This window comes from Lysinibacillus louembei, assembly GCF_033880585.1.
GTDB classification, from domain to species: domain Bacteria; phylum Bacillota; class Bacilli; order Bacillales_A; family Planococcaceae; genus Metasolibacillus; species Metasolibacillus louembei.
On sequence record NZ_CP137624.1, the window covers coordinates 246,872 to 271,624 of the forward strand.

Here is a 24,753-nt window from a genome sequence, read left to right on the forward strand (position 1 = left end):
CAAGTGGAAAAAGGTTTCAAATTTTAGCGAAAACCTTTACTATTAGGCTTGCGTTAATGCCTCAATTTGTTGTGCCATACGTTTACGGTCACGCTCTAAAATCGGCTGTAAATAGTGCCCTGTATGACTTTTTTTATTTGCGCAAATTTCCTCTGGCGTACCTGTTGCAACAATTGTCCCACCTTTGTCGCCACCCTCTGGGCCTAAATCAATCATATAATCTGCCGTTTTAATGACATCTAAATTATGCTCAATCACTAGCACTGTATCGCCATTTTCCACGAGACGCTGTAGCACCACTAATAAACGTGCGATATCATCTGCATGTAAGCCTGTTGTTGGCTCATCTAAAATGTAAAATGACTTGCCAGTTGAACGGCGGTGCAATTCAGATGCAAGCTTGACGCGCTGTGCCTCTCCACCTGATAGTGTTGTCGCAGGCTGTCCAAGTTTCATATAGCCCAAACCAACATCAACAATCGTTTGTAGCTTGCGATGGATTTTTGGAATGTTTTCGAAAAAGACAACCGCATCTTCAATTGTCATATCTAACACATCTGCAATATTTTTATCTTTATATTTCACTTCTAGCGTCTCACGATTATAGCGCTTGCCATGACATATTTCACACGGCACATAAACGTCTGGTAAAAAGTGCATTTCAATTTTAATAATGCCATCACCACGACAAGCCTCACAGCGACCACCCTTGACATTAAAGCTAAAGCGTCCTTTTTTATAACCACGCACCTTCGCCTCATTCGTCACTGCAAAAACATCACGAATATCGTCGAAAACCCCTGTATATGTTGCTGGGTTAGAGCGTGGTGTACGCCCAATCGGTGATTGGTCAATATCAATGACCTTTTCAAGCTGCTCTATGCCTTCTACCGCCTTATGGGCACCAGGCTTAACCTTTGAGCGATTCAATTTCGCTGCAAGTGATTTATATAAAATTTCGTTAATTAATGTTGATTTCCCCGAGCCAGATACACCTGTTACTGCAATAAATACACCTAATGGAATATCAACATTCACTTTTTTTAAGTTATTTTCAGTTGCACCTTTAATCGTTAGTTTGCGACCATCTGGCTTACGACGCTCAGCTGGCAACGGAATAAATTTCTTGCCACTTAAATATTGCCCTGTTAAGGAAGCGTCATTGTCCATTACTTCTGCAGGTGTTCCTTGTGCAACAATTTGTCCACCATGCACACCTGCCCCTGGCCCAACATCAATAATATAATCTGCTGCCAGCATCGTATCCTCATCATGCTCAACAACAATTAATGTATTCCCTAAATCACGCATGCTTTGTAATGTCGTAATTAAGCGGTCATTATCACGCTGATGTAAGCCAATGGAAGGCTCATCTAAAATATATAAAACGCCTGTTAAACGAGAGCCGATTTGTGTTGCTAAACGAATGCGTTGTGCCTCTCCACCAGATAAAGTACCTGCTGCACGTGATAATGTTAAATAATCTAAGCCAACATTCACTAAAAAGCCTAATCGCTCATGAATTTCGCGCAAAATTAAGCGCGCAATCTGCAAATCCTTCTCCGATAATTGCAAGCCATCAAAGAAAGTATTCGCCTCTAAAATAGAAAACTTCGTCACTTCGCCAATATGCTTATCATTTACTTTGACAGCTAACGTCTCAGGCTTTAAACGATAGCCTTTACATGATGGACATGGCTGCTCCGCCATATATTTCTCCATTTGCTCACGTACATAATCAGAGGACGTTTCACGAAAACGGCGCTCTACATTGTTTAGCACACCTTCAAACTCCGTTAGTTGACTACGCTTATGTCCAAATTCATTTTCATAGTTGAATTGGATTTTATCTTTCCCAGAGCCTTTTAATACTTTATCCATTTTTGCTTTCGGTATATCTTTAATTGGTACATCCATCGGAATATCATAATGATCACATACCGCCTTTAACAATTGCGGGTAATATTGTGAGCTTGTTGGCTCCCATGGTGCAATAGCATGCTCAAGCAATGTTTTATTCCAATCAGGCACAACTAAGTCGATATCTACTTCTCGCTTCATACCTAGCCCATCGCACGATGTACATGCACCAAACGGACTATTAAATGAAAACATACGTGGCTCTAGCTCGCCGATTGAAAAGCCACATTGCGGACATGCATGGTGCTCGCTAAATAATAGCTCCTCATGCTCCATGACATCGACAACAACACGCCCTTCTGCTAGGCGTAATGCAGCCTCCAATGAATCGCTTAAACGCGCAGCAATGCCCTCCTTCATCACAACGCGGTCTACTACTACCTCAATCGTATGCTTTTTATTTTTATCCAACTCAATATTGTCATCTAAATCACGCAGCTCACCATCAATGCGCACACGTACATAGCCTTGCTTTTTCAAATCCTCTAATAGCTTAACATGCGTTCCTTTACGTCCTTCAATCATCGGTGCAAGTAGCTGCATTTTCGTACGCTCAGGATATTCCATTAAACGGTCTACCATTTGCTCAACAGTTTGCGATGTAATTTCAATGCCGTGTGTTGGACAAATAGGCTTGCCGATACGCGCAAATAGCAAGCGCAAATAATCATAAATTTCCGTTACAGTTCCAACAGTGGAGCGCGGATTGCGGCTCGTCGTTTTTTGATCAATGGAAATGGCTGGTGATAAGCCTTCAATTGTATCAACATCTGGCTTATCCATCTGTCCTAAAAACTGACGAGCATAGGCAGACAACGATTCAACGTAGCGACGTTGTCCTTCCGCATAAATCGTATCGAATGCTAATGAAGATTTACCAGATCCCGATAGCCCCGTTAAAACAACGAGCTGATCACGTGGAATGGTCACATCTATATTTTTTAAGTTATGTGCACGCGCACCTTGTACAACGATTTCTGTATTTTTCAATTGGAATCTACCTTTCTGCCTTTAATTCGAAGATCGTATCTCGAAGCTCAGCTGCACGTTCAAAATCAAGCGCCTTTGATGCTTCCTTCATCTCTACTTCCAATGAGGCAATCAATTTGTCAATTTCAGCTTTCGTTAATTTCTTACCTTTCGTCACCTTCGTTACATATGTTTCCTCTTCCTCCGCAACCTGTGTTGCACGAATAACATCTGGAATTTTCTTAATAATCGTTTGCGGTGTAATGCCATGCTCCTCGTTATAGGCCGTTTGAATTGTACGACGACGTTGTGTTTCATCAATTGCCTTTTGCATGGAATCTGTCATTTTGTCCGCGTACATAATAACGTGACCATTTGCATTACGTGCGGCACGTCCAATTGTTTGAATAAGTGAACGCTCTGAGCGCAAGAAGCCTTCCTTGTCAGCATCTAAAATAGCGACAAGCGACACTTCTGGAATATCAAGTCCTTCTCGCAGTAAATTGATACCAACTAATACATCATGCGTTCCTTTACGTAGCTCCCGAATAATTTCAATACGTTCTAATGTTTTAATTTCAGAATGCAAATACTCTACTTTCAAGCCAATTTCCTTCAAATAGGAAGTTAAGTCCTCAGACATTTTTTTCGTTAGTGTTGTAACTAAGACGCGTTCATTGCGCTTAATCCGTTGTTGAATTTCATCAATTAAATCATCAATTTGTCCCTCAATTGGGCGCACATCAATTAACGGGTCTAGTAAGCCTGTTGGACGAATAATTTGCTCAACCATTTCTGGCGTATGCTCAATTTCATATGGTCCAGGCGTTGCAGAAACATAAATCGCCTGACTAATTTTTGAATCAAACTCTTCAAATTTTAACGGGCGATTATCTAAAGCAGATGGCAAGCGGAAGCCATGCTCCACTAGCACTGATTTCCTCGCTTGGTCACCGTTATACATCCCGCGTACTTGCGGTAATGTTACGTGGCTCTCGTCAACAACAAGTAAAAAATCATCTGGGAAATAATCAAGCAATGTATAAGGCGTTGCACCAGATTCCCGCAATGTTAAATGGCGTGAATAGTTTTCAATACCTGAGCAAAAGCCCATTTCTTTCATCATTTCTAAATCATAGTTCGTGCGCTGTTCTAAGCGCTGTGCCTCTAGTAGCTTATCTTCCGCACGAAACTTTGTGAGCTGCCCTTCTAGCTCAACCTCAATATTTTCAATCGCTTTACGCATTTTTTCCTCGCGTGTAACGAAGTGAGATGCTGGGAAAATCGCAACATGATCACGCTCTGACAAAATTTCACCTGTTAATGCATTGACTTCTCGAATACGATCAATTTCATCTCCGAAAAATTCCACACGAATACAATGTTCGTCACGTGATGCTGGGAAAATTTCCACAACATCGCCGCGCACGCGAAACGTTCCACGAATAAAATTAATATCGTTGCGCTCATATTGTACATCGACAAGTCGGCGTAACAGCTCATTGCGCTCAATTTCCATTCCTGAGCGAATGGACACAACCATCTCTCGATATTCCTCAGGCGAACCTAAACCATAAATACAAGAAACAGAGGCAATAACAATGACATCGCTGCGCTCGAATAAGGCGGATGTTGCTGAATGTCGTAGCTTATCAATTTCATCGTTAATGCTCGAATCTTTTTCAATATACGTATCCGTTTGTGGTACGTACGCTTCTGGTTGATAGTAATCATAATAGCTAACGAAATATTCCACCGCATTATTCGGGAAAAATTCCTTGAATTCACTATATAATTGCCCCGCCAGTGTTTTATTATGTGCCATTACTAAAGTAGGCTTGTTCACTTGCTGAATGACATTGGAAATAGTAAATGTTTTCCCTGTACCCGTTGCCCCTAATAATGTTTGGTGACGTTTGCCATCCTGCACCCCTTTAACTAGCTCCTTGATAGCATTCGGTTGATCGCCATTTGGTTGATAAGCTGATTGTAAATCGAAAGTTTCCGTCATGCTTTTCCGTCCCTTCTTGCCAATCTTGTTAGTTGTATTTTAGCATATTCATTTTCAAATATCGACAATTAAGCGAACATATATTCCTCGGATATTTATATCGCTGTATTTTTGACCAAAACAAAAACAGCACGTTAGATTTCCTTTCTCTAACATGCTGCTCTATTTATGTTGCAACCCTTTAAGTGTTTCACATAAAGGCAATGCTTTCTTCATTTGGTTGTTCCTCCAACTCACGTAATTCATTTGTATAAGCGTAAAAATCTCGTTCATTTCTTTCATCTAGTGCCACATCGATTAATTCTTTTAAGTTTTCAATTCTTTGCAATCTTTGAAGCCTACTTAAAAATAAGTCCAAATAAATATCGCTCAATAACTGCTCACATTGATTTTTGTTTCCTTGCTGACCTACTGCCCTTAAAAACTCAGTGTATGAATAGTATTTATCCATTTTAATCACCTCGATGCTCTTTTTTCTATTATATAGGAGGTAAATTTAATTTGCAATATTTTCTGATAATTTTATCTATTCAAATTAAAATGCAATTTCATTATTGAGTTTATCACTAAATATGTATTATAATGGATATTGTAGAGGATGTAGGCTATTCAATTTTATTGAAGGAGGTCTTCGTTTGAATCAAAATATGAAGCATGTAAAATCTTATCATATTACAAATGCAACTTATTTGCTTTTACCAATACCAAAAGGCAAGCGAGTAGTACATACTCTCGTCTTTGATAAAACTGGTTGCCTCTATGTTTCACAAAGCCCTATGAAAATTATTAATGCCTCTTGTAGGCAAATGGGAAGCAGCTATCAATCTGCTAAAGAGCTTTCCAAACAATACTTCGGCGAAAATAAACATAAACTCCCCATTGTAGTCGCCATGACCTACGGAGACCCTTATGTTATGTTCCCTTTAATGTCTCCCAAATCTCCTTTAAACGGATGGGTATCATTCAACTCCTTAATTAATATCCGAGATCAAGAAGGTCAAATTAACGTCACATTCAAAAATTTTGTAGATTCCAATTTAGATATTCAATATACATCTTTTTGTAAGCAATATGTCCATGCAGCAATGTTACATAAGCATTTAACAGCTAAATGGAAGCATTTTGTTTAATTTCATCTCTATATCCTCTACATATTTAAAGCCTTCCTTTATTTAGCGGAAGGCTTTTTCTTAAGTGCTTGAATGTTCATAACAACTAGGCTCGCTATCATTAAAGGTAAACCAATTGCAATACCTAAATGGAAAGGCTCCTGCAAAAAGAGGATACCTAAAGTTACCGTAATAAAAGGAACAATAAATGTTACCATTAAGGCGAGAATAGGACCACCTGTCGAAACAATTTGGTAGAAAATAACATAGCCTAAACCTGAGCTTAAACAGCCTAAAACAAGCAATGGTAAAAATACATTTAATTCCCCAAGATCCATAAATGCACGTGGCTCCATTATGATGCTGATTACACCGTTAAAAACGACAGAAATAAGTAATGTCCAAAATCCTAATAATATGGCTGAAATATTTGTATAATATTTTTTTACCCAAATAGAATTTAAAGCATAGGACATTGTAACAGCAAGCATTAATAATGCATGGTAAATAGAAAACTGAGTCCCTGCGGCTTGTCCTGAAAAAACAATTAAAATAGCAACAGCTATAAAGCCGATAAGTAAGCTTATTGTTTGATTCCATGATGGCTTCGCTTTCAAAATCACAATTGAAAATATTAAAGCAAACAAAGGTGTTGTCGCATTTAATATACCGCTTAGTCCCGTATCAAGTCCTTGAAGAGAAAACGCCATAATATTCCAAGGTATGGCAGCTCCTAAAGCTAAAACAAATATAAATAGAGGGCTTATTTTCAGTTGGATTCGATTTTTTTTCAAAAGTACAAACGGCAATAATGCTAGTAACCCAAATAAGCAACGGAAAAATACAATTGTCGATGGACCAAAATATGTTAAGAGCCCCTTCGTCCAAAAAAAAGCCGATCCCCATAATAAGCTAAGTATAATTAAATAGATAAATGATTTCATCGCTCATTCACTTTCAAGGATACAGGAATCATCGGCTGTGCCCCCATTTGTGTAACAACATACTCAGAAACTTTTGATGCATACACAATGCTTTCCTTTAATGTCATTCCATTGCATTGTGCTACAGCTAAAGCACCATTAAATGCATCTCCAGCACCTGTAGTATCCTTAACCTCTACCTTATTTACTCGTACATAGCCTCGTTCACTGGCATTCATATAAAAAGCCCCGTTCTCACCTAATGTGACAACAATAGCCTTTACACCTTTTTCTAATAGAATTGTACAAGCTTGAATTAATTGCTCATCCGTATTTATTTTCATTCCACTCAGTATTTCTAATTCTGTTTCATTCGGTGTTAAAATGGAAACATTGGCCAATAAAGCATCACTTATTATTTGTGCTGGAGCGGGATTTAATATGATTGGTACACCTTTTTTTGCCGCAATATTCGCTGCTTGCTCTACCGCTTGTATCGGAATCTCTAATTGCAAAAGAAGAACCTTACTTGTTTCAATCGTTTCCTTATGCACATCGATTTGTGCTGGTGTAACAAGAAAATTGGCACCTGGGAATAAAACAATCGCATTTTCTCCAGAGTTTGCAAGCTGGATAATTGCTTGACCAGTTGCACCAACCTGCTGAACTGCCTCGATATTTACGCCTTTATTTTGCAGATTCTCTACAATCTGTTGCCCAAAATTATCCTCTCCGACATTTCCTATGAAGTGTACATCTGCACCTAATTGTCCTGCTGTAACAGCTTGATTCGCTCCTTTTCCTCCGAAAAACAGCTGATGCTTTGTACTGTGTAACGTTTCACCTGGCTTCACGATATGAGGAACGCGGTATACAAGATCCATGTTAGTGCTTCCTACAACTGCTATTTTCATGAATGATACCGCTCCCTTCACTTTTTTTGCTGTGCTAAAATTGATTCAAACAATTCATTTTTCGATAAAATCTTTGAAGAAAACCCTAGCTGCATTGCCATTTGCGCAACTGCCGGTGGCTTCAGCATACTTTGCTCTAAAACATTTTCATTGTAAAAAATATGCTGTGCATCTCCATCAATGACTAATTTGCGATTCGCCATCACAACAATGCGCTGAAAATGCTCTGTGACAAACTCCATATCGTGTGTAATTGTGACAACCGTTTTTTGTTTCTCTGTTAGTACATCAAGCAAGTTACTTAACACCTGTAAGCCCACTTTATCTTGTCCAGCAGTAGGCTCATCCAAAATAATAATATCCGAATCCATTGCAAGCACAGATGCAATCGTCACAAATTTCCTTACAGAATACGGGAGATTATATGGATTTTCATCCGCAAATTCAGAAATGCCACATAGCTCCATTGCCCAATTTGTTAGTTCATCTACTCGCTCAGGCTCAAAGCCCATGTTTTTTGGACCAAAGCGCACCTCTGATTCTACATCATTGTGGAAAATTTGGTCATCTGGATTTTGGAAAACATAGCCTACTTTCCTTGAGATTTTTGCGGTAGTATAATTCTGCGTATCCCAATCACCGACCAATACATTGCCCTCGCTCGGTTTCAGTAAGCCGTTCATGAGCTTGACAGCCGTTGTTTTTCCAGCACCATTTTGCCCTATAATGGCAACACGTTCTCCAGATGTGAAAGATAAAGTAAGGTTTTCCAATGCTTTTGTGCCATCAGGATAAGAAAAGCTTACATTGTTCATATGAAGCTCAGTCATGTTTAACCACCCCATCTATATTTAGTGCCTCCGCTAATTCATCCGCTCGAATTGGAATAAAGGAAAGAGGTACACCTGCCTTTTGTAACTGAAGCGCAACCTCCGTTACATGCGGATATTGGATTTGATATTGCTCAAATACTGGATTAGCTAGCACCTCACGTACCGGCCCTTGCAGTACGAGTTCACCTTCATGCATAACAAGTAAATCATCCGCATACTGTGCAATTAAATCCATTTTATGCTCCACTAAAATAATCGTTTTTCCACGTTCCTTCATTAAACGAATAATATCAAATATATGCTCTGTACCGATTGGGTCTAGCTGTGAAGTTGGCTCATCGATTACTAAAATTTCTGGATCCATCACAATGATCGAAGCTAGTGCTACACGCTGCCTTTGTCCACCTGAAAGCCCCGTCGGATTTTTATCGCGTAAATGCTCAATTTTTACAAGCTTCAATATTTCTTCAACACGAGCTTTAATTTCTTCAACTGGTACACCTAGATTTTCCAACCCATAAGCTACCTCTTCAAATACGTTATCCTTCACACCTGAAACTTGGATAAAGGGGTTTTGAAATACATAGCCTACCTTCTCACCAAGCTGACCTAATTGATAATCTTCCATTTTTATTTGATCTATTATGACCTCTCCCTCTAAATCCCCTTTATAAAAATGGGGGACGAAGCCACGTATTGTATTACATAACGTCGTTTTCCCAGAGCCGTTATTGCCAATAATTGCAGTAAACTTCCCTTTTTCAATGGAAAATGATACATCCTTTAATACAGGATCATCACCTACAGGGTAGCGATAGGATACATTGTTCAACTTAATTACTGATGTCATAAAATAAACCTCCAAACGATTACAGCTACAAAAATAACAATATAGACAAACGGCAATAGACGATCTATTGTACTTTTCGTTAGCTTGTGTAAGCTCGTCTTTTTAACGGGTGCAGAAAATGCGCGAGATTCTAATGTTATCGCTCGTTCCTCTGTCCCAGCAATGGATGATAAAATAAGCGGGGTTAATGTTGGTATGAAAGCTTTCGCACGCACTAATAAAGAGCCTTCCGTTTCAACACCACGCGTTTTTTGCGCCTCCATAATCGTATTGGCTTGACGCTTCATCTCTGGAATAATTTGCAATGTAGATAAAACAACATAAGCCCCCATTGGTGGTAGCCCAATATCTTCAAGTGCTTTTACAAAATCTCGCACTTCTGTCATGCGGAAAAATAAAATAAAGGCAGAGCCAATCGCTAAAATTCGAGATGTTAAAATCAGACCGTAGTTTAACCCCTCTTGCTTTATCGATAAAAACTTCCAGCTCCATAATACTTGCTCTCCAGGATAGAAAAACATTTGCATAATGAAAATAATAATAAGTATGCTTAAAAGTGCTTTTAAAACAACATTAAGAAACTCCTTTGCTACACCTGCTAATAACGCAATCAATACTAGAATTGGAAAGAGTGCAAATGCAAATAAATAGCCTGGAACGATTACTGCCATCCCTAATATGAAAAGTGCGAAATAAAATTTAGTCATCGGATGAAGCTGTAACAATGCATTTTGTTTCATTATAGATGGACCTCCTTATACCTATGTTACCTTAAGATAAACTCTTCCCGCCTACTACATTAGACGAGAAGAGAAAACATTACTTTTTATTCGTTCGCTTCATATATAAGTGACCATAGTTCATCTTAGATAAATAGCGATCAGACATTTTTCTTACTACAAAGTAGACGATTAATACAGAAACAACCTTATCCGCAATTTCTGTAATGAAGGTAGATGAGAATACCGCTGTCCATAATTGCTGACCAGAAGCTAAAAATGTAGCTGTAATAAGTGATGAAGTATTTCCTGTTGCACCACCAAACACTAGAACAGTAATTGGTGCAGAAACAATTACAGCGATAAATGTAATGATAATACCTGAAATAATTGCTTTAGGTACTGTTTTGAAGAAGCCACCTTTAGAAAGATAACCAGTTCCAACCCCAATTGCTATAGAAGTTAAAGCAAATGGTAAGTACACAGGATTAAAAATCGCATTAATTAAGTTTGTAATAAGACCTGCTAAAAGTGCTACCCAAGGCCCTGCAACTACACCTACTAAAATTGTTCCAATTGTATCTAAAAATATTGGTAAACGAAGCACGTTTGCTAACTGAAATCCTACTAAGTTCACAGCTACTGCGATAGGAATAAGCAGCATCGCCATCATATTAAAATCATCTTTAAAACTACGTTTCATGTTTTTTTCCTCCCCTTCAAGCTATTGAACTATCAATAGCTTCACCCTTTTGAAATGACTATTTAAACATTTTTAGCTAATATGGTGGCTCATCGTTTGAATCGCCCCTAAAAATTGCTCAACAAATTTTTCCCTATTTACCGTATGCAGCACCTTTACATTTTTCGGAAGCCCTGTGCGCTGTCCATAATCAACAACGGTTGTGCCAGCAGTGTATTTCCCCTCTAATTCCACTGCCACATAACAATCATCTCCATCGAACAATTCAGGTGTTAAAACGTAGGATACCGCACATAAATCATGTAAACGAATACGCTTATCATACTCTGTCCCATGGAAAACAGTTGGCTTAATCACATTGACATAAAATTTCAACATCGTTACTACTTTTTGTGCGAAATCAGTGCCTATTGTTTCAATTTTATTGAGTTCATCCAATGTCACATATGCCTTATGTGTCACATCAAGCCCACTCATCACAATTGGAATACCAGATTGAAACACTACTTCTGCTGCATGTGGGTCAACATAAACATTAAATTCCGCTGTCGGTGACATATTTCCACCAACTGCTGCACCACCCATATATGAAATATATTTAATTTTCGATTTTACTTCAGGGTGAGCCAATAAAAGTGCACCAATATTTGTTAACGGACCTGTTGCAATTAATACAATTTGCTCATCACTTGCCAATAACGTTTCCCTAATAGCCTCAATTGCAGATCTGTTACTAGCTTCGAGTGTTGGCTTCGGTAAGTAAACTCCACCTAAACCATCCTCGCCATGCACTTCCTTAGCAACTTCAAGCTTACGGAAAAACGGCGCATCCAACCCTTTTGCAATTTCAATATTTTGCTTCATATAGCTTGTAAAGGCTAATGCATTATATATTGTTTTTTCTTGCGTTTGGTTGCCAGGCTCTGTTGTAATTAATTTGATATCTAACTGGGGATGTGCAAAGGCAAGCGTTAGCGCCATTACATCATCTATTCCTGGATCACAGTCAATTATTACAGGAATTGTCATGTGTCTACACCTCAATCTCTGTTTATATATTTTGTGCTTTCTCGAACAACTAAAGTAGGCTCAAAAACAACCCGTTCTGATGCTTCATGCTCAATTGTATCGATTAATAGTGCTATCGCTTTTCTACCCATTTCATAAGTATTTTGTCTAATTGTCGTCAGCTTAGGAATTAAAGCCGTTATTAAAGGGATATCATCAAAGCCAATAATGGACAATTGCTCTGGTATTTGGATACCTAGCTCATGAGCTGCCTGATAAACACCACATGCCATTAAATCATTACATGCAAATATCGCTGTTACATGATTACTTTCTAAAAATTGCTTTGCCAATCGGTATGCTGTATCCATTTTAAAATCGCCTGTTAATATAAATTCCTCTGGCAACTCCAGCGAGGCCTTTCTTAAAGCATGTTGGAAGCCACTAAGCCTTTTTTGCGAGTTATGAATATTTTCTGGTCCTGTGATACAAGCAATTTGTCTATGACCTAATTCAATTAAATGCTGCCCTGCAAGATAGCCCCCTTTTTCATTATCTAAAAAAACACCTGAATGCTGATTCCCTTCTTCTCCTCTATCAAAAATAATAAAAGGAATCTTACTCTCTTGTAATTGCATCCTATTTGTTTCGGATAGCTGGTCTTTGCTAGAAAGCAAAATACCATCTACTTGTTGCTCCTTTAATAACCGCAAATAATTTTCCTCTTTATGAAGCTGATCATCAGAATTGCAAATGATTAAACTATAGTTATGGTCATTCGCCTCATCTTCTGCCCCTCGACAAAGCTCTGGAAAAAAAGGGTTCGAAATATTCGGAACAATCAAGCCGAGCATTTTAGAGCGCTTTGTTACTAAACTACGCGCTAATTGATTTGGTTGATAATTTACTTTTTCAATTACACGCAATACTTTTTCACGCGTTTCGTTCGACATGCCTTCCTCTTTATTATTTAATACGCGTGAAACAGTAGTAATCGAAACACCTGCCTCTCTAGCGATATCTTTAATCGTTATTTTATCCATAAAATCACCTATTCTTTTGTTAGAGAAAACGTTTTACGAAAACGTTTTCTCTAATTACTTATTTAGAATATTGTAAATGCTTTCATTTGTCAATTCATTTTTAACGCCTATTGTTTGTCAATCAACAAAAAAACTCGAATATGCACGTTTTTTCTAACTAAAATATAAAACAGCTGATGGAAATATAGGCACTCACCTATTTTTCCATCAGCTGCTATTTTTCATTATTTCACAATACGTGAGCGTAAGTATGCATTAATAAATGCATCAATATCGCCATCCATAACCGCACCAACATTTCCCGTTTCTTCATTTGTACGGTGATCCTTCACCATCGAATATGGGTGGAATACATATGAACGGATTTGCGAGCCCCAGCCAATTTCCTTTTGCTCACCACGAATTTCATCTAGCTGTGCCTGCTGCTTTTCAATTTCTAATTGATAAAGCTTTGCCTTTAACATTTGCATTGCTTTTTCACGGTTTTTAATTTGCGAGCGTTCCGCCTGACATTGTACAACGGTCCCTGTCGGTGTATGTGTAATACGAACTGCCGAATCTGTCGTATTAATATGCTGACCACCTGCACCAGTTGCACGATATGTGTCAATTTTTAAATCCTCTGTACGTACATCAATTTCAATCTCTTCATTGAATTCAGGCATTACCTCACACGATACGAAAGATGTATGACGACGACCTGAAGAATCAAACGGTGAAATACGTACAAGGCGATGCACACCTTTTTCCGATTTTAAATAGCCATATGCATTATGCCCTGTAATCGATAATGTAACTGACTTAATACCGGCTTCCTCACCTGGTAAATAATCCATCGTTGATACTTTAAAGCCTCGCTTCTCTGCCCAGCGTGTATACATACGCAGCAACATAGAGCCCCAATCCTGTGACTCGGTTCCACCCGCACCTGGATGCAGCTCTAAAATAGCATTGTTTTTATCATATGGATCAGATAATAGCATTTGCAATTCAAAGTTTTCCATCTTCTCCTGCAACTGCCCAAGCTCAGTTTCTAACTCCATTTGTAAATCCTCATCAGGCTCTTCACGCAAAAGCTCCAATGTCATTTCTAAATTTTCATGTGTTGAAACGAGCTCATTATATTCGTTAACAATTGCTTTAATACCATTTGCTTCGTTAATAACACCCTGTGCTGCCTGCTGATCATTCCAAAAATCAGGCATTAGCATCATTTCATCTAGCTCTTGAATGCGCGCCTCTTTGTTTTCTAAGTCAAAGAGACCCCCTAAAATCAGCTAATTTTTCCGCTGTATTTTCCAATATGTTTCTTGCTTCTGCTAATTCAATCATTTTTATTCCTCCATTAAGAAGTAAGAAAGGAAATCGAAAGCAACTGCTCTCGACCTCCATTCCCTACTTGTTTAATTCGCTACACCATGGCAGTTTTTATATTTTTTACCGCTACCGCATGGACATGGATCGTTCCGTCCAATATTTTCAGCTTTACGCACAGGTGCCTTTTTCTTCGGTGCTGCTTCCTCTTTTGGATTGACAGCTTGCCCTTTTGCCACCTCTTCACGCTGTAAATTACTGCGGATTTCAGCCTTCATTGCGTATTTTGCAACATCCTCACGAACTGCTGCAACCATATCCTCAAACATTGCGAAGCCTTCTTGCTGATATTCACGCAATGGATCTGTTTGACCATATGCACGTAAATGAATCCCTTGACGCAGTTGATCCATCGCATCAATATGGTCAATCCACTTCGTATCAATAGAGCGTAGTAAAATAACCTTTTCAAATTCGCGCATACGCTCTGGCGTTAGCTGCTCTTCTTTTTCATCATAACGCTCTTGTACAGCTGCATAAATTGTCTCAATCATCGCTTCAGGTGTTTTGCCCTGTAAATCACTAACTGTTATTTTGCCTTCTTCAAGTAAGTTGGCTGCAATATAGTCTTCAAGCGACGCTAAGTTCCAATCTGCCTCTTCACCTTGCGTATGAAGTGCTACTGCGTGTTCAATTGTTTCGCGAATCATTGTCTCTACAAGCTCACGCATATTTTCTGATTCAATCACATCTTGACGCTCTTTATAAATTACTTCACGTTGTTGACGTAGCACATCATCATATTGTAACAGGCGTTTACGTGCATCAAAGTTATTACCTTCCACACGTTTTTGTGCTGATTCAACCGCTCTTGAAACAATTTTTGATTGGATTGGCTGTGAATCATCCATCCCAAGCTTTGTCATCATTGATTTCATATTATCAGAGCCGAAGCGACGCATTAAATCATCTTCTAAAGATAGATAGAATTGCGTTACCCCTGGGTTCCCTTGACGACCAGAACGTCCACGTAGCTGATTATCAATACGACGTGACTCATGACGCTCTGTACCGATTACTGCTAAACCACCAAGCTCTAGCACACCTTCACCAGGTTTAATATCCGTACCGCGTCCCGCCATATTTGTAGCAATTGTCACAGCGCCTTTTTTACCTGCATCTGCAATAATTTCTGCCTCACGCTCATGATTTTTCGCATTTAATACATTATGCGGAATTTTATGCTTTGTTAATAAAGTTGAGATGATTTCAGACGTCTCAATCGCAACAGTCCCGACTAATACAGGCTGCCCCGCTCTATGACGCTCTGCAATATCAGCTGCTACCGCCTCAAACTTCCCTTTCATTGAGGCATACACTAAATCCGGTCGGTCATCACGTGCGATTGGCTTGTTCGTTGGAATTGCCACAACATCCATATTATAAATATTGCGGAATTCCTCTTCCTCTGTTTTCGCTGTACCCGTCATACCAGACAGCTTTTGGTACATACGGAAGTAGTTTTGGAACGTAATCGTCGCCATCGTCATTGATTCATTTTGAATTTCTAAGCCTTCCTTTGCCTCAATTGCTTGATGCAAGCCATCTGAATAGCGGCGGCCTTTCATTAAACGACCTGTAAAGCCGTCAACGATTACTACTTCACCCTCTTGTACAACATAGTCAACGTCTACATGCATTGATACATGTGCCTTTAACGATTGGTTAATGGCATGGTTTAAGCGAACATGCGTTAAATCAAATAGGTTATCGATGCCAAATGCACGCTCCGCCTTTTCAATCCCGCTCTCCGTCAATGTTACGCCTTTTGTTGATTCATCATAGTTATAATCTTCCTCAGCCTTTAACATGCGTACAAACGCATTGGACTGCACATAAAGCTGCGCTGTTTTACCCGCTTGTCCAGAAATAATTAACGGTGTACGTGCCTCATCAATTAAAATCGAGTCAACCTCATCGATAACAGCAAAATGTAATGGACGCTGTACGCGTTCCTCTTTATACAGCACCATATTGTCACGTAAATAATCGAAGCCTAGTTCATTATTTGTAGAATACGTAATGTCTGCCGCATAAGCCTCACGCTTTTCATCCTTCGATAAGCTATTTAAGTTTAAACCTACCGTTAAGCCTAGCCATGAGAAAAGCTCGCCCATCTCCGTCGCATCACGACTTGCTAAATATTCATTGACCGTTACGACATGTACGCCTTTACCTGTCAGCGCATTTAAATAAACAGCTAATGTAGAAGTTAATGTTTTACCTTCACCTGTTTTCATCTCTGCGATATTACCATCATTTAAGGCAGCAGCCCCCATAATTTGCACGCGGAATGGGTACATACCTAATACACGACGTGCCGCTTCACGCACAACGGCAAACGCCTCTGGCAATAAGTCATCAACCGTGTCGCCATTTTGGAAACGTGTTTTGAATTCTTCTGTTTTTGCCTTTAAAGCATCATCTGATAATGCTTCCATTTGGCTAGCAAATGCTTCAACAGCATCCGCCTTTTTCTCTAAACGTTTTAATTCTTTTTTATTAAAGTCAAACATCTTGTTCAATATATTTAACATGTATTTTCACTTCCTGTATTTTCTCTACCCCTCATTTTAGCATTATCTGTATGAATGGTGCAAACATTCATGAATTATATAATTTCGAAGAGCTGCTGTGATTTTATTGGCGGCTTTCGGGATTCTATTGGCGATTTTTGTGATTCTATTAGCGCTTTTCGAAGTTCTATTGGCGGTTCCACAAAATATGATACTTTCTAAACCTTTTCTCCCCTGTATAAGGTAATCCAAGCTTCTTTAATAAGCGCTTCGCAGCATGAATCGAATCGATGCCTAAAAATGTTCTAAACTGCCCGTTTGAAATCCATTCGTCTACTAATAAGCAATAATCACTTAAAGCCCGTCGCAACAAAGTATCATCATCTTTCAACACACAAGCAGAACAAATAAAATCACCATGCTGATAGTGCATCTGTCTTGTACATCGATGACATAAAACGCCTCCTCGCATAAGAGAAACATCTATATTTAATTTTGGCTTCAGTGAAACTTGCATTTGAAGTAATTGCTGGAGAAGTTGATCAAGTTGCTCATTTGTTAAAAGAGGTGGGAAAGAAGAAAGTAGCTCACACACATAAAATTCTAGCCCGCTACTATGAATAATCGGTGCATTTTGTGGTATACGCTCAATAACTGTTTTAGGATGAGCTAAAACGACCACATACAAAATCGGAAGCATCGGTATACACTGCGCAAGCATACGTTGATGACGCTGCGCTTGATTAAGTGGATTGCGAAAGCCTTGTACAGTGCCATCTTTCAGCTTGCGCGTAAATTGATGTGTCGTGCTATCAATTTCAATATGCCCTACAATATTTTTGATTTCTAAAATGAGAAGGAATTTATTACAGAGAAAAATTGTATCAATCTGATGCGAAGGAGTTTGAAAATCGTGGAGTAAAAAATAAGGTTCATGTAGCCTCATATCGTCCCATTGACGATCAACATAAAATTCACCTACTAGCCCTTGCTGCACGCGAATCAGTTCATCTTGAAATTCAAGAAAGCCTCGGCGAACTGCCGCTGTCAGCATCGCTTCTCTCATGGATTCTTCACGTGGTAAAACAATCACATAATTCCTCCTATCTAATAAGGCTACTAGGAAAAAACCCTAGCAGCCCTTTTTAAAATTTAATTTGTTTCAATTAAGCCATATTTGCCATCTTTACGTTTGTAAACGATGTTTGTGCTGTCTGATTCTGCATCTGTGAAAATGTAGAAATCGTGACCAAGCATGTTCATTTGTAAAATAGCTTCCTCTTGATCCATCGGCTTTAAGTTAAACTGTTTTGTACGAACAATTGAATATTCCTCTTCCTCAGCAGGTTCGCTTTGTGTAACATTTGCAAAGTATATGCCTGCTCCCTCACGCTCACGGAACTTGCGATTTACCTTTGTTTTATGTTTGCGGATTTGGCGCTCTAACTTATCAACAATCAAATCAATAGCTGCATACATATCGCCGTTGCGTTCTTCTGCACGAAGCGTTAAATTTTTCATCGGAATTGTTACTTCTACTTTTGTTTGTTTATCGTTATACACTTTTAAGTTAACGTTAGCGCTTGCGTTCATATCATCGTTGAAATAACGCTCAACCTTCTCGATTTTATTTTCAACATACTCACGAATCGCTGGAGTTACCTCGATGTTCTCTCCACGAATATTAAAGTTTAGCATATGAACTCCTCCTTCATTTAAGGCTATATTAATTTATTTCGACATTGTAAAGAATTCTCCTTCTTTTTTTAAAATTCTTTTTTCAAATATCGACATTTTTTATGGTGCTAACTTTTTGTGAGCTTTGCCTCCTTCACCTCTCTTCGACGTCTTATTTTCAATTCGCTAATAATTAAATCCTCAAGGGAAGCTTGATCCTGAAAGACGATGCCATAATGTTTACCACTTCCAAAATCCTTTGTCCAAACAATTTCACCAATCCCAACAATCACACTGGAATCTAAAATAAACTGGACCTCAAGCAATGGAACTGGAGAATTCCCTTCATTAAAGTTTGTTTCTGCAAACATTTTTATACCATGTGGGCTAATATCTAATATACTTGCCTCAAAAATCTCCTTATCACCCTTGGTTATAGCTTGACCATTTATAAGCATTTTCACTTTGGCTTGAATAGGCTCATCGAATGAAAAACGAAAGCCTTCTGTTCTTTTAAAAAACATTAAATCCCTCCTTATCTACATACGGACGTTTTATTGTTACTTTCATTATTCACCAAGTATCTATAATCGTCTATCATCTTTATTACTATTTTACTAACAGGACTTTATAACTAATTAAAAACAACTAAAATATAGCGAAATAATTACAAGGGATAATATGTAAAAATCCACAAAGCTCCTCTTTGCTTTGTGGATACGATTCGTCATTTATACTTCATTTGTATTGCTATACTGCTGCTGACGTGTAATTTTCAATACTTCCTTCCACGTATCGCGGAATTCCGTTACGAGACCTTCCACTTCCACTACAATCGCTGTATCATTTTTCGTGTTCGCTTCAATAAGACGTCGGTTTATATATTCATACAATGGAAGCATCTGCTTGGAAATTTCAATATCCATATTTAATGTTGACATAAGTTCGGCAATAATAGCCTGTGCCTTTATTATATTCGTATTTTTCTCTTCGAAATTTTTCTCTTCAATCGCTCTTTTAGATTTCGTTAAAAATTTCAAACAACCATTATATAACATGAGCGTTAATTCACCTGGCGATGCTGTTGTAACGCTATTTTGCTTATACGCATTAAATGCAGATGTATGTGCTGACAATGGTTGACATCCCCTTATCCAATCTATTCGTTACTATTTTACATGATATTTCATTAGATTAGCTAGTAAAAAAGCAACAGTTTTGTGAAAGGATAAGGATCGTTTTAATAGAGGGGTAAGGCACCTGTTAAGTCAATCGTTTCATATTCTGATAAACGCTCTAAAACAGTCGATGACATATGCTGCGTACGCTGCTCCATTTTTGCCTTTAGTAAAAGAGCTTGGTCAACGCGTTTTCTAAAAGCTTTATAACGAACTGGAACAAAATAACTTCTACCATTTGTTAAAATAAACCTCGTGCATCCATTTTTTGCATCCTCATAGTGGGTTAAACAATGTAGTGCAATCCACACGCTTGATGGCGAAGTAATCGATTCAGTTGGAAACCAATAAATATTTTGTGCAGGATTGATGGCAATAGGATACACATGAACATTTCCTAAAATCGCACGCGATCCATCCCTTGCACCTCTATAGCTCGACCCAAAATGGTTCAAATTATACTCTAATAATTTCTGTTTCGACATCGCGACATATAAAACCCGCTGCTTCTCAACAACAATCGAGTAAAACTCACCATATTCATTTGTTCCTTCAGCTAACATAACTGTTTCAATAGTAAAAATATAATTTTCTAATAAATTCATAATGCTCCCCCTTACCTTATACAAAAAATATAAAATGAGTATTCATTGCACCAAAAATACTGAAAGATATACTTTTGAACTATCAATTATGCTTTAATCGACAAAAAATACTTCCCCCCTCCTTTTATTGCCTTAATACAAAATAAATATAAACAAAATCACCTCAAAAAAGTAAAATAATGTAATATTTTAGTGATTTTTATATATATTAAATCATCTATTTTTGCATGTCTATATATTTTGATAAAAAACCTATAAATCGACAAAGCTTTTCAAAATAAGACAAAGAAAGACCGCATAAACGCAGAATAGTTTCTGGTTCATACAGTCTTTATAATAACTTAATTTGTCTACTTATTTAACGATTTCTAATACCGCTCGCTTTACAGCCTCCAACTTCTGCTGTGCCGCCTCCATCGTCTCATCCACAACCCCAATATAAAACTTACATTTCGGTTCTGTGCCTGATGGACGAACGGCAATCCATGTGCCGTCTTCTAGCACAAATTTCAAGACATTTTCCTTTGGTAATGTAAGTGACTCTGTCTGACCATCTGCTAGCGTTGCTTGTCCTGCTAAATAATCTTCCACGCGTTGCACAGCTAAATCCGCGATTTCTGTTGGCAACTGGTCACGTAAACGCTGTAAAATGGCTTGCATTGCTGCTTGCCCATCTTTACCTTCGAATACTTGTGAGATAAGTGTTTCCTGGTAATAGCCAAATGTTTCATAAAGATGCTCTAACTGATCTAATAAGGTATGCCCTTGTAATGCATAGAACGCTGCCATTTCGGCTACTTTCAATGCCACTTGTACTGCGTCTTTATCACGCACAAAGGTTTCGATTAAATAACCGTAGCTTTCCTCACAACCGAACAGATAGGTTTGCTCACCTGTTGCTTCATAGTGCGCAATCTTCTCTGCAATGTATTTAAAGCCTGTCAGTGTATTTTCTGTGACCACGCCAAAGCTCTCTGCAATCTTTGCCCCCAGCTCGGCTGTCACAATCGTTTTTACGATGACCCCGTTGTCAGGTAGTATGCCTTTTTGCTGTTTTGTTTCTAATAAATAATGCAATAATAGAGCACCAAGTTGATTGCCTGTTAACAGCTCATAACGTACTCCATTCCATACCGCTACACCTAAGCGGTCTGCATCTGGATCTGTCGCTAACAATAGCTCGGCACCCACTTGTTGCCCTTTGGCCATTGCCAGTGTAAAGGCTGCTGCCTCCTCTGGGTTTGGATAGGTCACAGTTGGGAACGAACCATCCTGCACAGCTTGCTCCTCGACAATCGCTACATCTGTGAAGCCAAATGCCCGTAAACCCTCTCGTACAGGGACTAAACCAGCACCATGTAAAGGTGTATACACAAGCTTCATATCAAGTGCAACTTTACGTGTGTCCTTCAATGTCAGTAATTGTTGCAAATAAGCTGCGTCAAGCCCCTCTAATAACCATGTAAGAAGCCCTTGTGCTTCCAATGTTTCAAGCTCTGTTACATCAATGGAGAAAATATCCTCAATGTCCTGCATATGCTGGATAATCGCATTCGCCCCAGCTGGTACCAGCTGTGCTCCATCTTCCCCGTATACTTTAAAGCCATTATATTGTTTCGGATTATGGCTCGCTGTAATGACCACACCCGCATAGGCATTCAATTCTCGCACTGTAAACGATAGCTGTGGCGTTGGGCGAGCCTCTTTGTAAACATAAGCACGAATGCCATGTGCTCCTAAAACACGTGCTGTTTCACAAGCAAACTCATACGAGAAATGACGTGTATCATAAGCAAGTACAACACCACGTGCCTTTGCGCTTTCTCCATTCGCTTCTACATAACGTGCTAGTCCTTCTGCTACACGGCGAATCGTATAGAGATTCATACGATTTGTGCCTACACCAAGTATTCCACGCATACCCCCTGTACCAAATGAGAGATCTTGATAAAATCGATCCTCTATTGCCTGTTCTTCTCCAGCAATCGCTGTTAACTCTTCCATTAAATCGTTCGGTAAGTTTTGCTGCTTCCATTGTTCATATCGCTCTTGTACACTCACTCTGTTACCGCCTTTTCTTCTTTCAATAATTCAAGCATTTTACGTTTATATGCCTCTACCCCTGGTTGGTCAAATGGATTGACCTCTAATAAACAGGCACTCATCGCACAAGCCTTCATAAAGAAATAAATTAAATACCCAAGATGATAAGCATCCAGCTTCGGTAATTCAATTTGAATGACCGGTACATCCCCCTCCGCATGGGCTAAAGCCGTTCCCTGCTTCGAAATCGCATTAATTTCATTAAAGGTGCGATTCGTTAAATAGTTTAAGCCATCCTCGTCACGTGCATCGTAAGGCACTGCCATATCGCCTTCAATTTCATGGAAATGGAGCAATGTTTCAAATAAAATACGACGACCGTCTTGAATATATTGCCCAATTGCATGTAAATCGGTCGAGAATGTCACTGTTGAAGGATACAGCCCTTTATGGTCCTTCCCTTCACTCTCCCCAAATAGCTGCTTCCACCATTCATGGAATTTGCTTAAGCCTGGCTCAAACGAGGCAAGTAACTCATTTGTATAGCCTTGCTCATACAGCATGTGACGCATCACAGCATATTTATAGGCATCATTAAAGGCCAATTCAGGCTGTGCCAGTTCAGTCGCTGCATGACGTGCGCCATCCATTAGCTCCTGAATATCGACACCCGCAACTGCCACAGGTAATAGACCAACAGCCGTTAATACAGAATAACGCCCACCAACATCATCTGGAATCACAAACTGACGATAGCCCACCTTATCCGCCATATTCTTTAAAATGCCCTTCTCTTCATCTGTTGTGACAATAATACGCTCTACTGCCTTATCTCCATAACGCGCTTCCATATACAGGCGCAGTACTCGGAAAGCAAGTGCTGGCTCCATTGTGCCACCAGACTTTGAAATAACATTCACATAGACCTGTTTGCCATCTAAATAAGCAAGCAACTCTTTGATATAAGCACCACTCATATTTAATCCAGCATAAACAATTTCGATGCCGCCTTTTGGCAAACCAAAATAAGGCGCTAATGCCTCTTGAATAGCACGTGCACCTAAAAAGGAGCCGCCAACACCGATGACCACAAGAACATCTGCGCATGCTTTGATTTCATTGGCAACATAGTGGATAGAGTCTAATAGTTTTTCTCGATTTTGAAGGGGAAAATCTATCCACTCAGTTGCCTTATACGTTAATAATGCATGATGAATTTTTTCAACTTTTTCTCTATAAATTAATATATCATTATTATTTATTGGAGAATAAAGGGATAATATTTTCATAGCTTCATCCTCAGTTCTTAAATTGGCATAATGATACATACATGTTTGCTGATAGCTTAAAACATATACTTATCTTATAATTTCTTTATTGTTACAGCAATAAGCAATATATAAATCATTCTAACTCCAAATAAACTTCACATATTAGAAATTTGTACAATAACTATTCGCTTTAATTATCGGTAATAATTTATAAAATTCAAAGGAAATTATCTCTAGTAGATTTACTACAAAAATAAGACCGCATAACACAGAATTATTTCTGCTTTATACGGTCTTATTTATTAATTAAACTTGCTTTGTACCACCAAACTGTTGTTGACGCGTGATTTTCAGTACTTCCTTCCATGTATCACGGAATTCCGTTACTAGTCCTTCTACTTCATCAACAATCTCTGTACTGTTTTGAATATTGGCTTCGACTAGACGATGATTCATATACTCATACAATGGCAACATTTGTTTAGAAATTTCAATATCCATATTTAGTGTAGACATCAGCTCTGCAATAATCGCTTGTGCCTTTTGGATATTCGTATTTTTCTCTTGAATATTTTTCTCTTCAATAGCGACTTTTGCTTTGCCTAAAAACTTAATACACCCATTGTATAGCATTAACGTCAATTCCCCTGGTGAAGCAGTTGTTACACTATTTTGTTTGTATGCGTTGTAAGCATTCATTTGTGCTGTCAATCACGACACTCCTTATTATTGCTTATTATCGTAGTAACGTCCGTCCATTGTGCTAACGCTTGAGTAAGGATTGATATATTGTTTTTCATTCTTCTTTGCATTATTTAGCTCTTTCATATCCTCTTTCACAGCCTCCATCACTTTGTCGAGTCGTTCACGAATACCTTTGTCGAGCTCTGCTAGCATTTGATGTGAGCGGTTAGCTTGATCAAATTTAAAGCCATCAGCTAATAAATTTTGCATAAAACCGCCTCGCTCCTCAAGCAATATACTAATCTGCTCGATATAGCTATTACGGTCTTCACCTGAAGGAATTTCCGTCAAATGTTGATATAGTTTAGCTGAGATTTGTAATAAATGCTGAAGTTTATCCATT

At 38.7% G+C, this 24,753-nt stretch carries 23 protein-coding genes; 1 reads left to right on the top strand and 22 read right to left on the bottom strand.

The window, feature by feature from the left end:
- Positions 1–42 precede the first annotated feature (42 nt).
- From uvrA to R6U77_RS01380, 3 genes are all read right to left on the bottom strand, one after another.
- Complete coding sequence (uvrA, locus tag R6U77_RS01370; RefSeq protein WP_319837122.1) at positions 43–2,910, bottom strand: excinuclease ABC subunit UvrA; 2,868 nt, start codon at positions 2,908–2,910, stop codon at positions 43–45.
- 7 nt (positions 2,911–2,917) lie between these two features.
- Positions 2,918–4,900 (bottom strand): excinuclease ABC subunit UvrB, encoded by a 1,983-nt coding sequence (uvrB, locus tag R6U77_RS01375; protein WP_319837123.1) that lies wholly within the window; start codon positions 4,898–4,900, stop codon positions 2,918–2,920.
- A gap of 190 nt (positions 4,901–5,090) precedes the next feature.
- Entirely contained in the window at positions 5,091–5,351 is a 261-nt protein-coding gene (locus R6U77_RS01380) for an IDEAL domain-containing protein (protein ID WP_293926779.1), read from the bottom strand.
- Positions 5,352–5,535: 184 nt separating this feature from the next.
- Between R6U77_RS01380 and R6U77_RS01385 the strand changes: the two genes are divergently transcribed.
- A complete protein-coding gene (locus R6U77_RS01385; protein ID WP_293926782.1) occupies positions 5,536–6,030 on the top strand; it encodes a competence protein ComK in 495 nt (164 codons plus the stop codon).
- 38 nt (positions 6,031–6,068) lie between these two features.
- Here the strand turns inward: R6U77_RS01385 and R6U77_RS01390 are convergent, their stop codons facing one another.
- The 19 genes from R6U77_RS01390 to R6U77_RS01480 form a co-directional block, all read right to left on the bottom strand.
- Entirely contained in the window at positions 6,069–6,953 is an 885-nt protein-coding gene (locus R6U77_RS01390; RefSeq protein WP_319837124.1) for a DMT family transporter, read from the bottom strand.
- The gene (gene rbsK / locus R6U77_RS01395) at positions 6,950–7,846 is read right to left on the bottom strand and encodes a ribokinase (protein WP_319837125.1); all 897 of its coding nucleotides are present in this window, start codon (positions 7,844–7,846) and stop codon (positions 6,950–6,952) included. Before rbsK ends, R6U77_RS01390 begins: the two co-directional genes overlap by 4 nt.
- 17 nt (positions 7,847–7,863) lie before the next feature.
- Positions 7,864–8,676: an energy-coupling factor ABC transporter ATP-binding protein gene (locus tag R6U77_RS01400; protein ID WP_319837126.1), complete on the bottom strand. Its 813-nt coding sequence runs from the start codon at positions 8,674–8,676 to the stop codon at positions 7,864–7,866.
- Positions 8,669–9,529: an energy-coupling factor ABC transporter ATP-binding protein gene (locus R6U77_RS01405; RefSeq protein WP_319837127.1), complete on the bottom strand. Its 861-nt coding sequence runs from the start codon at positions 9,527–9,529 to the stop codon at positions 8,669–8,671. The genes R6U77_RS01400 and R6U77_RS01405 overlap by 8 nt, the downstream gene beginning before the upstream one ends.
- On the bottom strand, positions 9,526–10,269 hold the full coding sequence (locus R6U77_RS01410) for an energy-coupling factor transporter transmembrane component T family protein (protein WP_319837128.1): 744 nt from the start codon (positions 10,267–10,269) through the stop codon (positions 9,526–9,528). The genes R6U77_RS01405 and R6U77_RS01410 overlap by 4 nt, the downstream gene beginning before the upstream one ends.
- A 79-nt stretch (positions 10,270–10,348) precedes the next feature.
- The gene (locus R6U77_RS01415; protein WP_319837129.1) at positions 10,349–10,951 is read right to left on the bottom strand and encodes an ECF transporter S component; all 603 of its coding nucleotides are present in this window, start codon (positions 10,949–10,951) and stop codon (positions 10,349–10,351) included.
- 72 nt (positions 10,952–11,023) lie between these two features.
- Positions 11,024–11,980 (bottom strand): nucleoside hydrolase, encoded by a 957-nt coding sequence (locus R6U77_RS01420; protein WP_319837130.1) that lies wholly within the window; start codon positions 11,978–11,980, stop codon positions 11,024–11,026.
- 11 nt (positions 11,981–11,991) lie between these two features.
- Positions 11,992–13,002, bottom strand: a complete 1,011-nt coding sequence (locus tag R6U77_RS01425) for a LacI family DNA-binding transcriptional regulator (RefSeq protein ID WP_319837131.1) — start codon at positions 13,000–13,002, stop codon at positions 11,992–11,994.
- Between the two features lie 224 nt (positions 13,003–13,226).
- Positions 13,227–14,331 (bottom strand): peptide chain release factor 2 gene (gene prfB, locus R6U77_RS01430; RefSeq protein WP_319838330.1). Its coding sequence is split into 2 segments (ribosomal slippage): positions 13,227–14,258 and positions 14,260–14,331, totalling 1,104 coding nucleotides; the frame shifts between segments, so codons are not numbered across the junction.
- Between the two features lie 74 nt (positions 14,332–14,405).
- Positions 14,406–16,913, bottom strand: a complete 2,508-nt coding sequence (secA, locus tag R6U77_RS01435) for a preprotein translocase subunit SecA (protein WP_319837132.1) — start codon at positions 16,911–16,913, stop codon at positions 14,406–14,408.
- A 166-nt stretch (positions 16,914–17,079) separates the two neighbouring features.
- A complete protein-coding gene (locus R6U77_RS01440; RefSeq protein WP_319837133.1) occupies positions 17,080–17,985 on the bottom strand; it encodes a nuclease-related domain-containing protein in 906 nt (301 codons plus the stop codon).
- A gap of 59 nt (positions 17,986–18,044) precedes the next feature.
- Positions 18,045–18,590: a ribosome hibernation-promoting factor, HPF/YfiA family gene (gene hpf / locus R6U77_RS01445; protein ID WP_293926790.1), complete on the bottom strand. Its 546-nt coding sequence runs from the start codon at positions 18,588–18,590 to the stop codon at positions 18,045–18,047.
- A gap of 107 nt (positions 18,591–18,697) precedes the next feature.
- Positions 18,698–19,093, bottom strand: a complete 396-nt coding sequence (locus R6U77_RS01450; RefSeq protein WP_293926793.1) for a PilZ domain-containing protein — start codon at positions 19,091–19,093, stop codon at positions 18,698–18,700.
- A 207-nt stretch (positions 19,094–19,300) separates the two neighbouring features.
- Positions 19,301–19,705, bottom strand: coding sequence for a flagellar export chaperone FliS (gene fliS / locus R6U77_RS01455; protein WP_293926796.1), 405 nt, complete (start codon positions 19,703–19,705; stop codon positions 19,301–19,303).
- Positions 19,706–19,809: 104 nt separating this feature from the next.
- On the bottom strand, positions 19,810–20,352 hold the full coding sequence (locus R6U77_RS01460) for a competence protein ComK (RefSeq protein ID WP_319837134.1): 543 nt from the start codon (positions 20,350–20,352) through the stop codon (positions 19,810–19,812).
- Between the two features lie 354 nt (positions 20,353–20,706).
- Entirely contained in the window at positions 20,707–22,356 is a 1,650-nt protein-coding gene (locus R6U77_RS01465; protein WP_319838331.1) for a phospho-sugar mutase, read from the bottom strand.
- 53 nt (positions 22,357–22,409) lie between these two features.
- Positions 22,410–23,684 (bottom strand): glucose-6-phosphate isomerase, encoded by a 1,275-nt coding sequence (locus tag R6U77_RS01470; RefSeq protein ID WP_319837135.1) that lies wholly within the window; start codon positions 23,682–23,684, stop codon positions 22,410–22,412.
- A gap of 288 nt (positions 23,685–23,972) precedes the next feature.
- Positions 23,973–24,365: a flagellar export chaperone FliS gene (fliS, locus tag R6U77_RS01475; protein WP_406601090.1), complete on the bottom strand. Its 393-nt coding sequence runs from the start codon at positions 24,363–24,365 to the stop codon at positions 23,973–23,975.
- A 27-nt stretch (positions 24,366–24,392) separates the two neighbouring features.
- Entirely contained in the window at positions 24,393–24,752 is a 360-nt protein-coding gene (locus R6U77_RS01480; RefSeq protein WP_319837137.1) for a flagellar protein FliT, read from the bottom strand.
- Between the last annotated feature and the right edge of the window lies 1 nt (position 24,753).

Coding starts and splice junctions, on each gene's coding strand:
- uvrB (WP_319837123.1), bottom strand. CDS start 4,900: ATGACGGAAACTTTCGATTTACAATCAGCTTATCAACCAAATGGCGAT.
- R6U77_RS01380 (WP_293926779.1), bottom strand. CDS start 5,351: ATGGATAAATACTATTCATACACTGAGTTTTTAAGGGCAGTAGGTCAG.
- R6U77_RS01390 (WP_319837124.1), bottom strand. CDS start 6,953: ATGAAATCATTTATCTATTTAATTATACTTAGCTTATTATGGGGATCG.
- rbsK (WP_319837125.1), bottom strand. CDS start 7,846: ATGAAAATAGCAGTTGTAGGAAGCACTAACATGGATCTTGTATACCGC.
- R6U77_RS01400 (WP_319837126.1), bottom strand. CDS start 8,676: ATGACTGAGCTTCATATGAACAATGTAAGCTTTTCTTATCCTGATGGC.
- R6U77_RS01405 (WP_319837127.1), bottom strand. CDS start 9,529: ATGACATCAGTAATTAAGTTGAACAATGTATCCTATCGCTACCCTGTA.
- R6U77_RS01410 (WP_319837128.1), bottom strand. CDS start 10,269: ATGAAACAAAATGCATTGTTACAGCTTCATCCGATGACTAAATTTTAT.
- R6U77_RS01415 (WP_319837129.1), bottom strand. CDS start 10,951: ATGAAACGTAGTTTTAAAGATGATTTTAATATGATGGCGATGCTGCTT.
- R6U77_RS01420 (WP_319837130.1), bottom strand. CDS start 11,980: ATGACAATTCCTGTAATAATTGACTGTGATCCAGGAATAGATGATGTA.
- R6U77_RS01425 (WP_319837131.1), bottom strand. CDS start 13,002: ATGGATAAAATAACGATTAAAGATATCGCTAGAGAGGCAGGTGTTTCG.
- secA (WP_319837132.1), bottom strand. CDS start 16,913: ATGTTAAATATATTGAACAAGATGTTTGACTTTAATAAAAAAGAATTA.
- hpf (WP_293926790.1), bottom strand. CDS start 18,590: ATGCTAAACTTTAATATTCGTGGAGAGAACATCGAGGTAACTCCAGCG.
- R6U77_RS01450 (WP_293926793.1), bottom strand. CDS start 19,093: ATGTTTTTTAAAAGAACAGAAGGCTTTCGTTTTTCATTCGATGAGCCT.
- R6U77_RS01460 (WP_319837134.1), bottom strand. CDS start 20,352: ATGAATTTATTAGAAAATTATATTTTTACTATTGAAACAGTTATGTTA.
- R6U77_RS01465 (WP_319838331.1), bottom strand. CDS start 22,356: ATGGAAGAGTTAACAGCGATTGCTGGAGAAGAACAGGCAATAGAGGAT.
- R6U77_RS01470 (WP_319837135.1), bottom strand. CDS start 23,684: ATGAAAATATTATCCCTTTATTCTCCAATAAATAATAATGATATATTA.
- fliS (WP_406601090.1), bottom strand. CDS start 24,365: ATGAATGCTTACAACGCATACAAACAAAATAGTGTAACAACTGCTTCA.
- R6U77_RS01480 (WP_319837137.1), bottom strand. CDS start 24,752: ATGGATAAACTTCAGCATTTATTACAAATCTCAGCTAAACTATATCAA.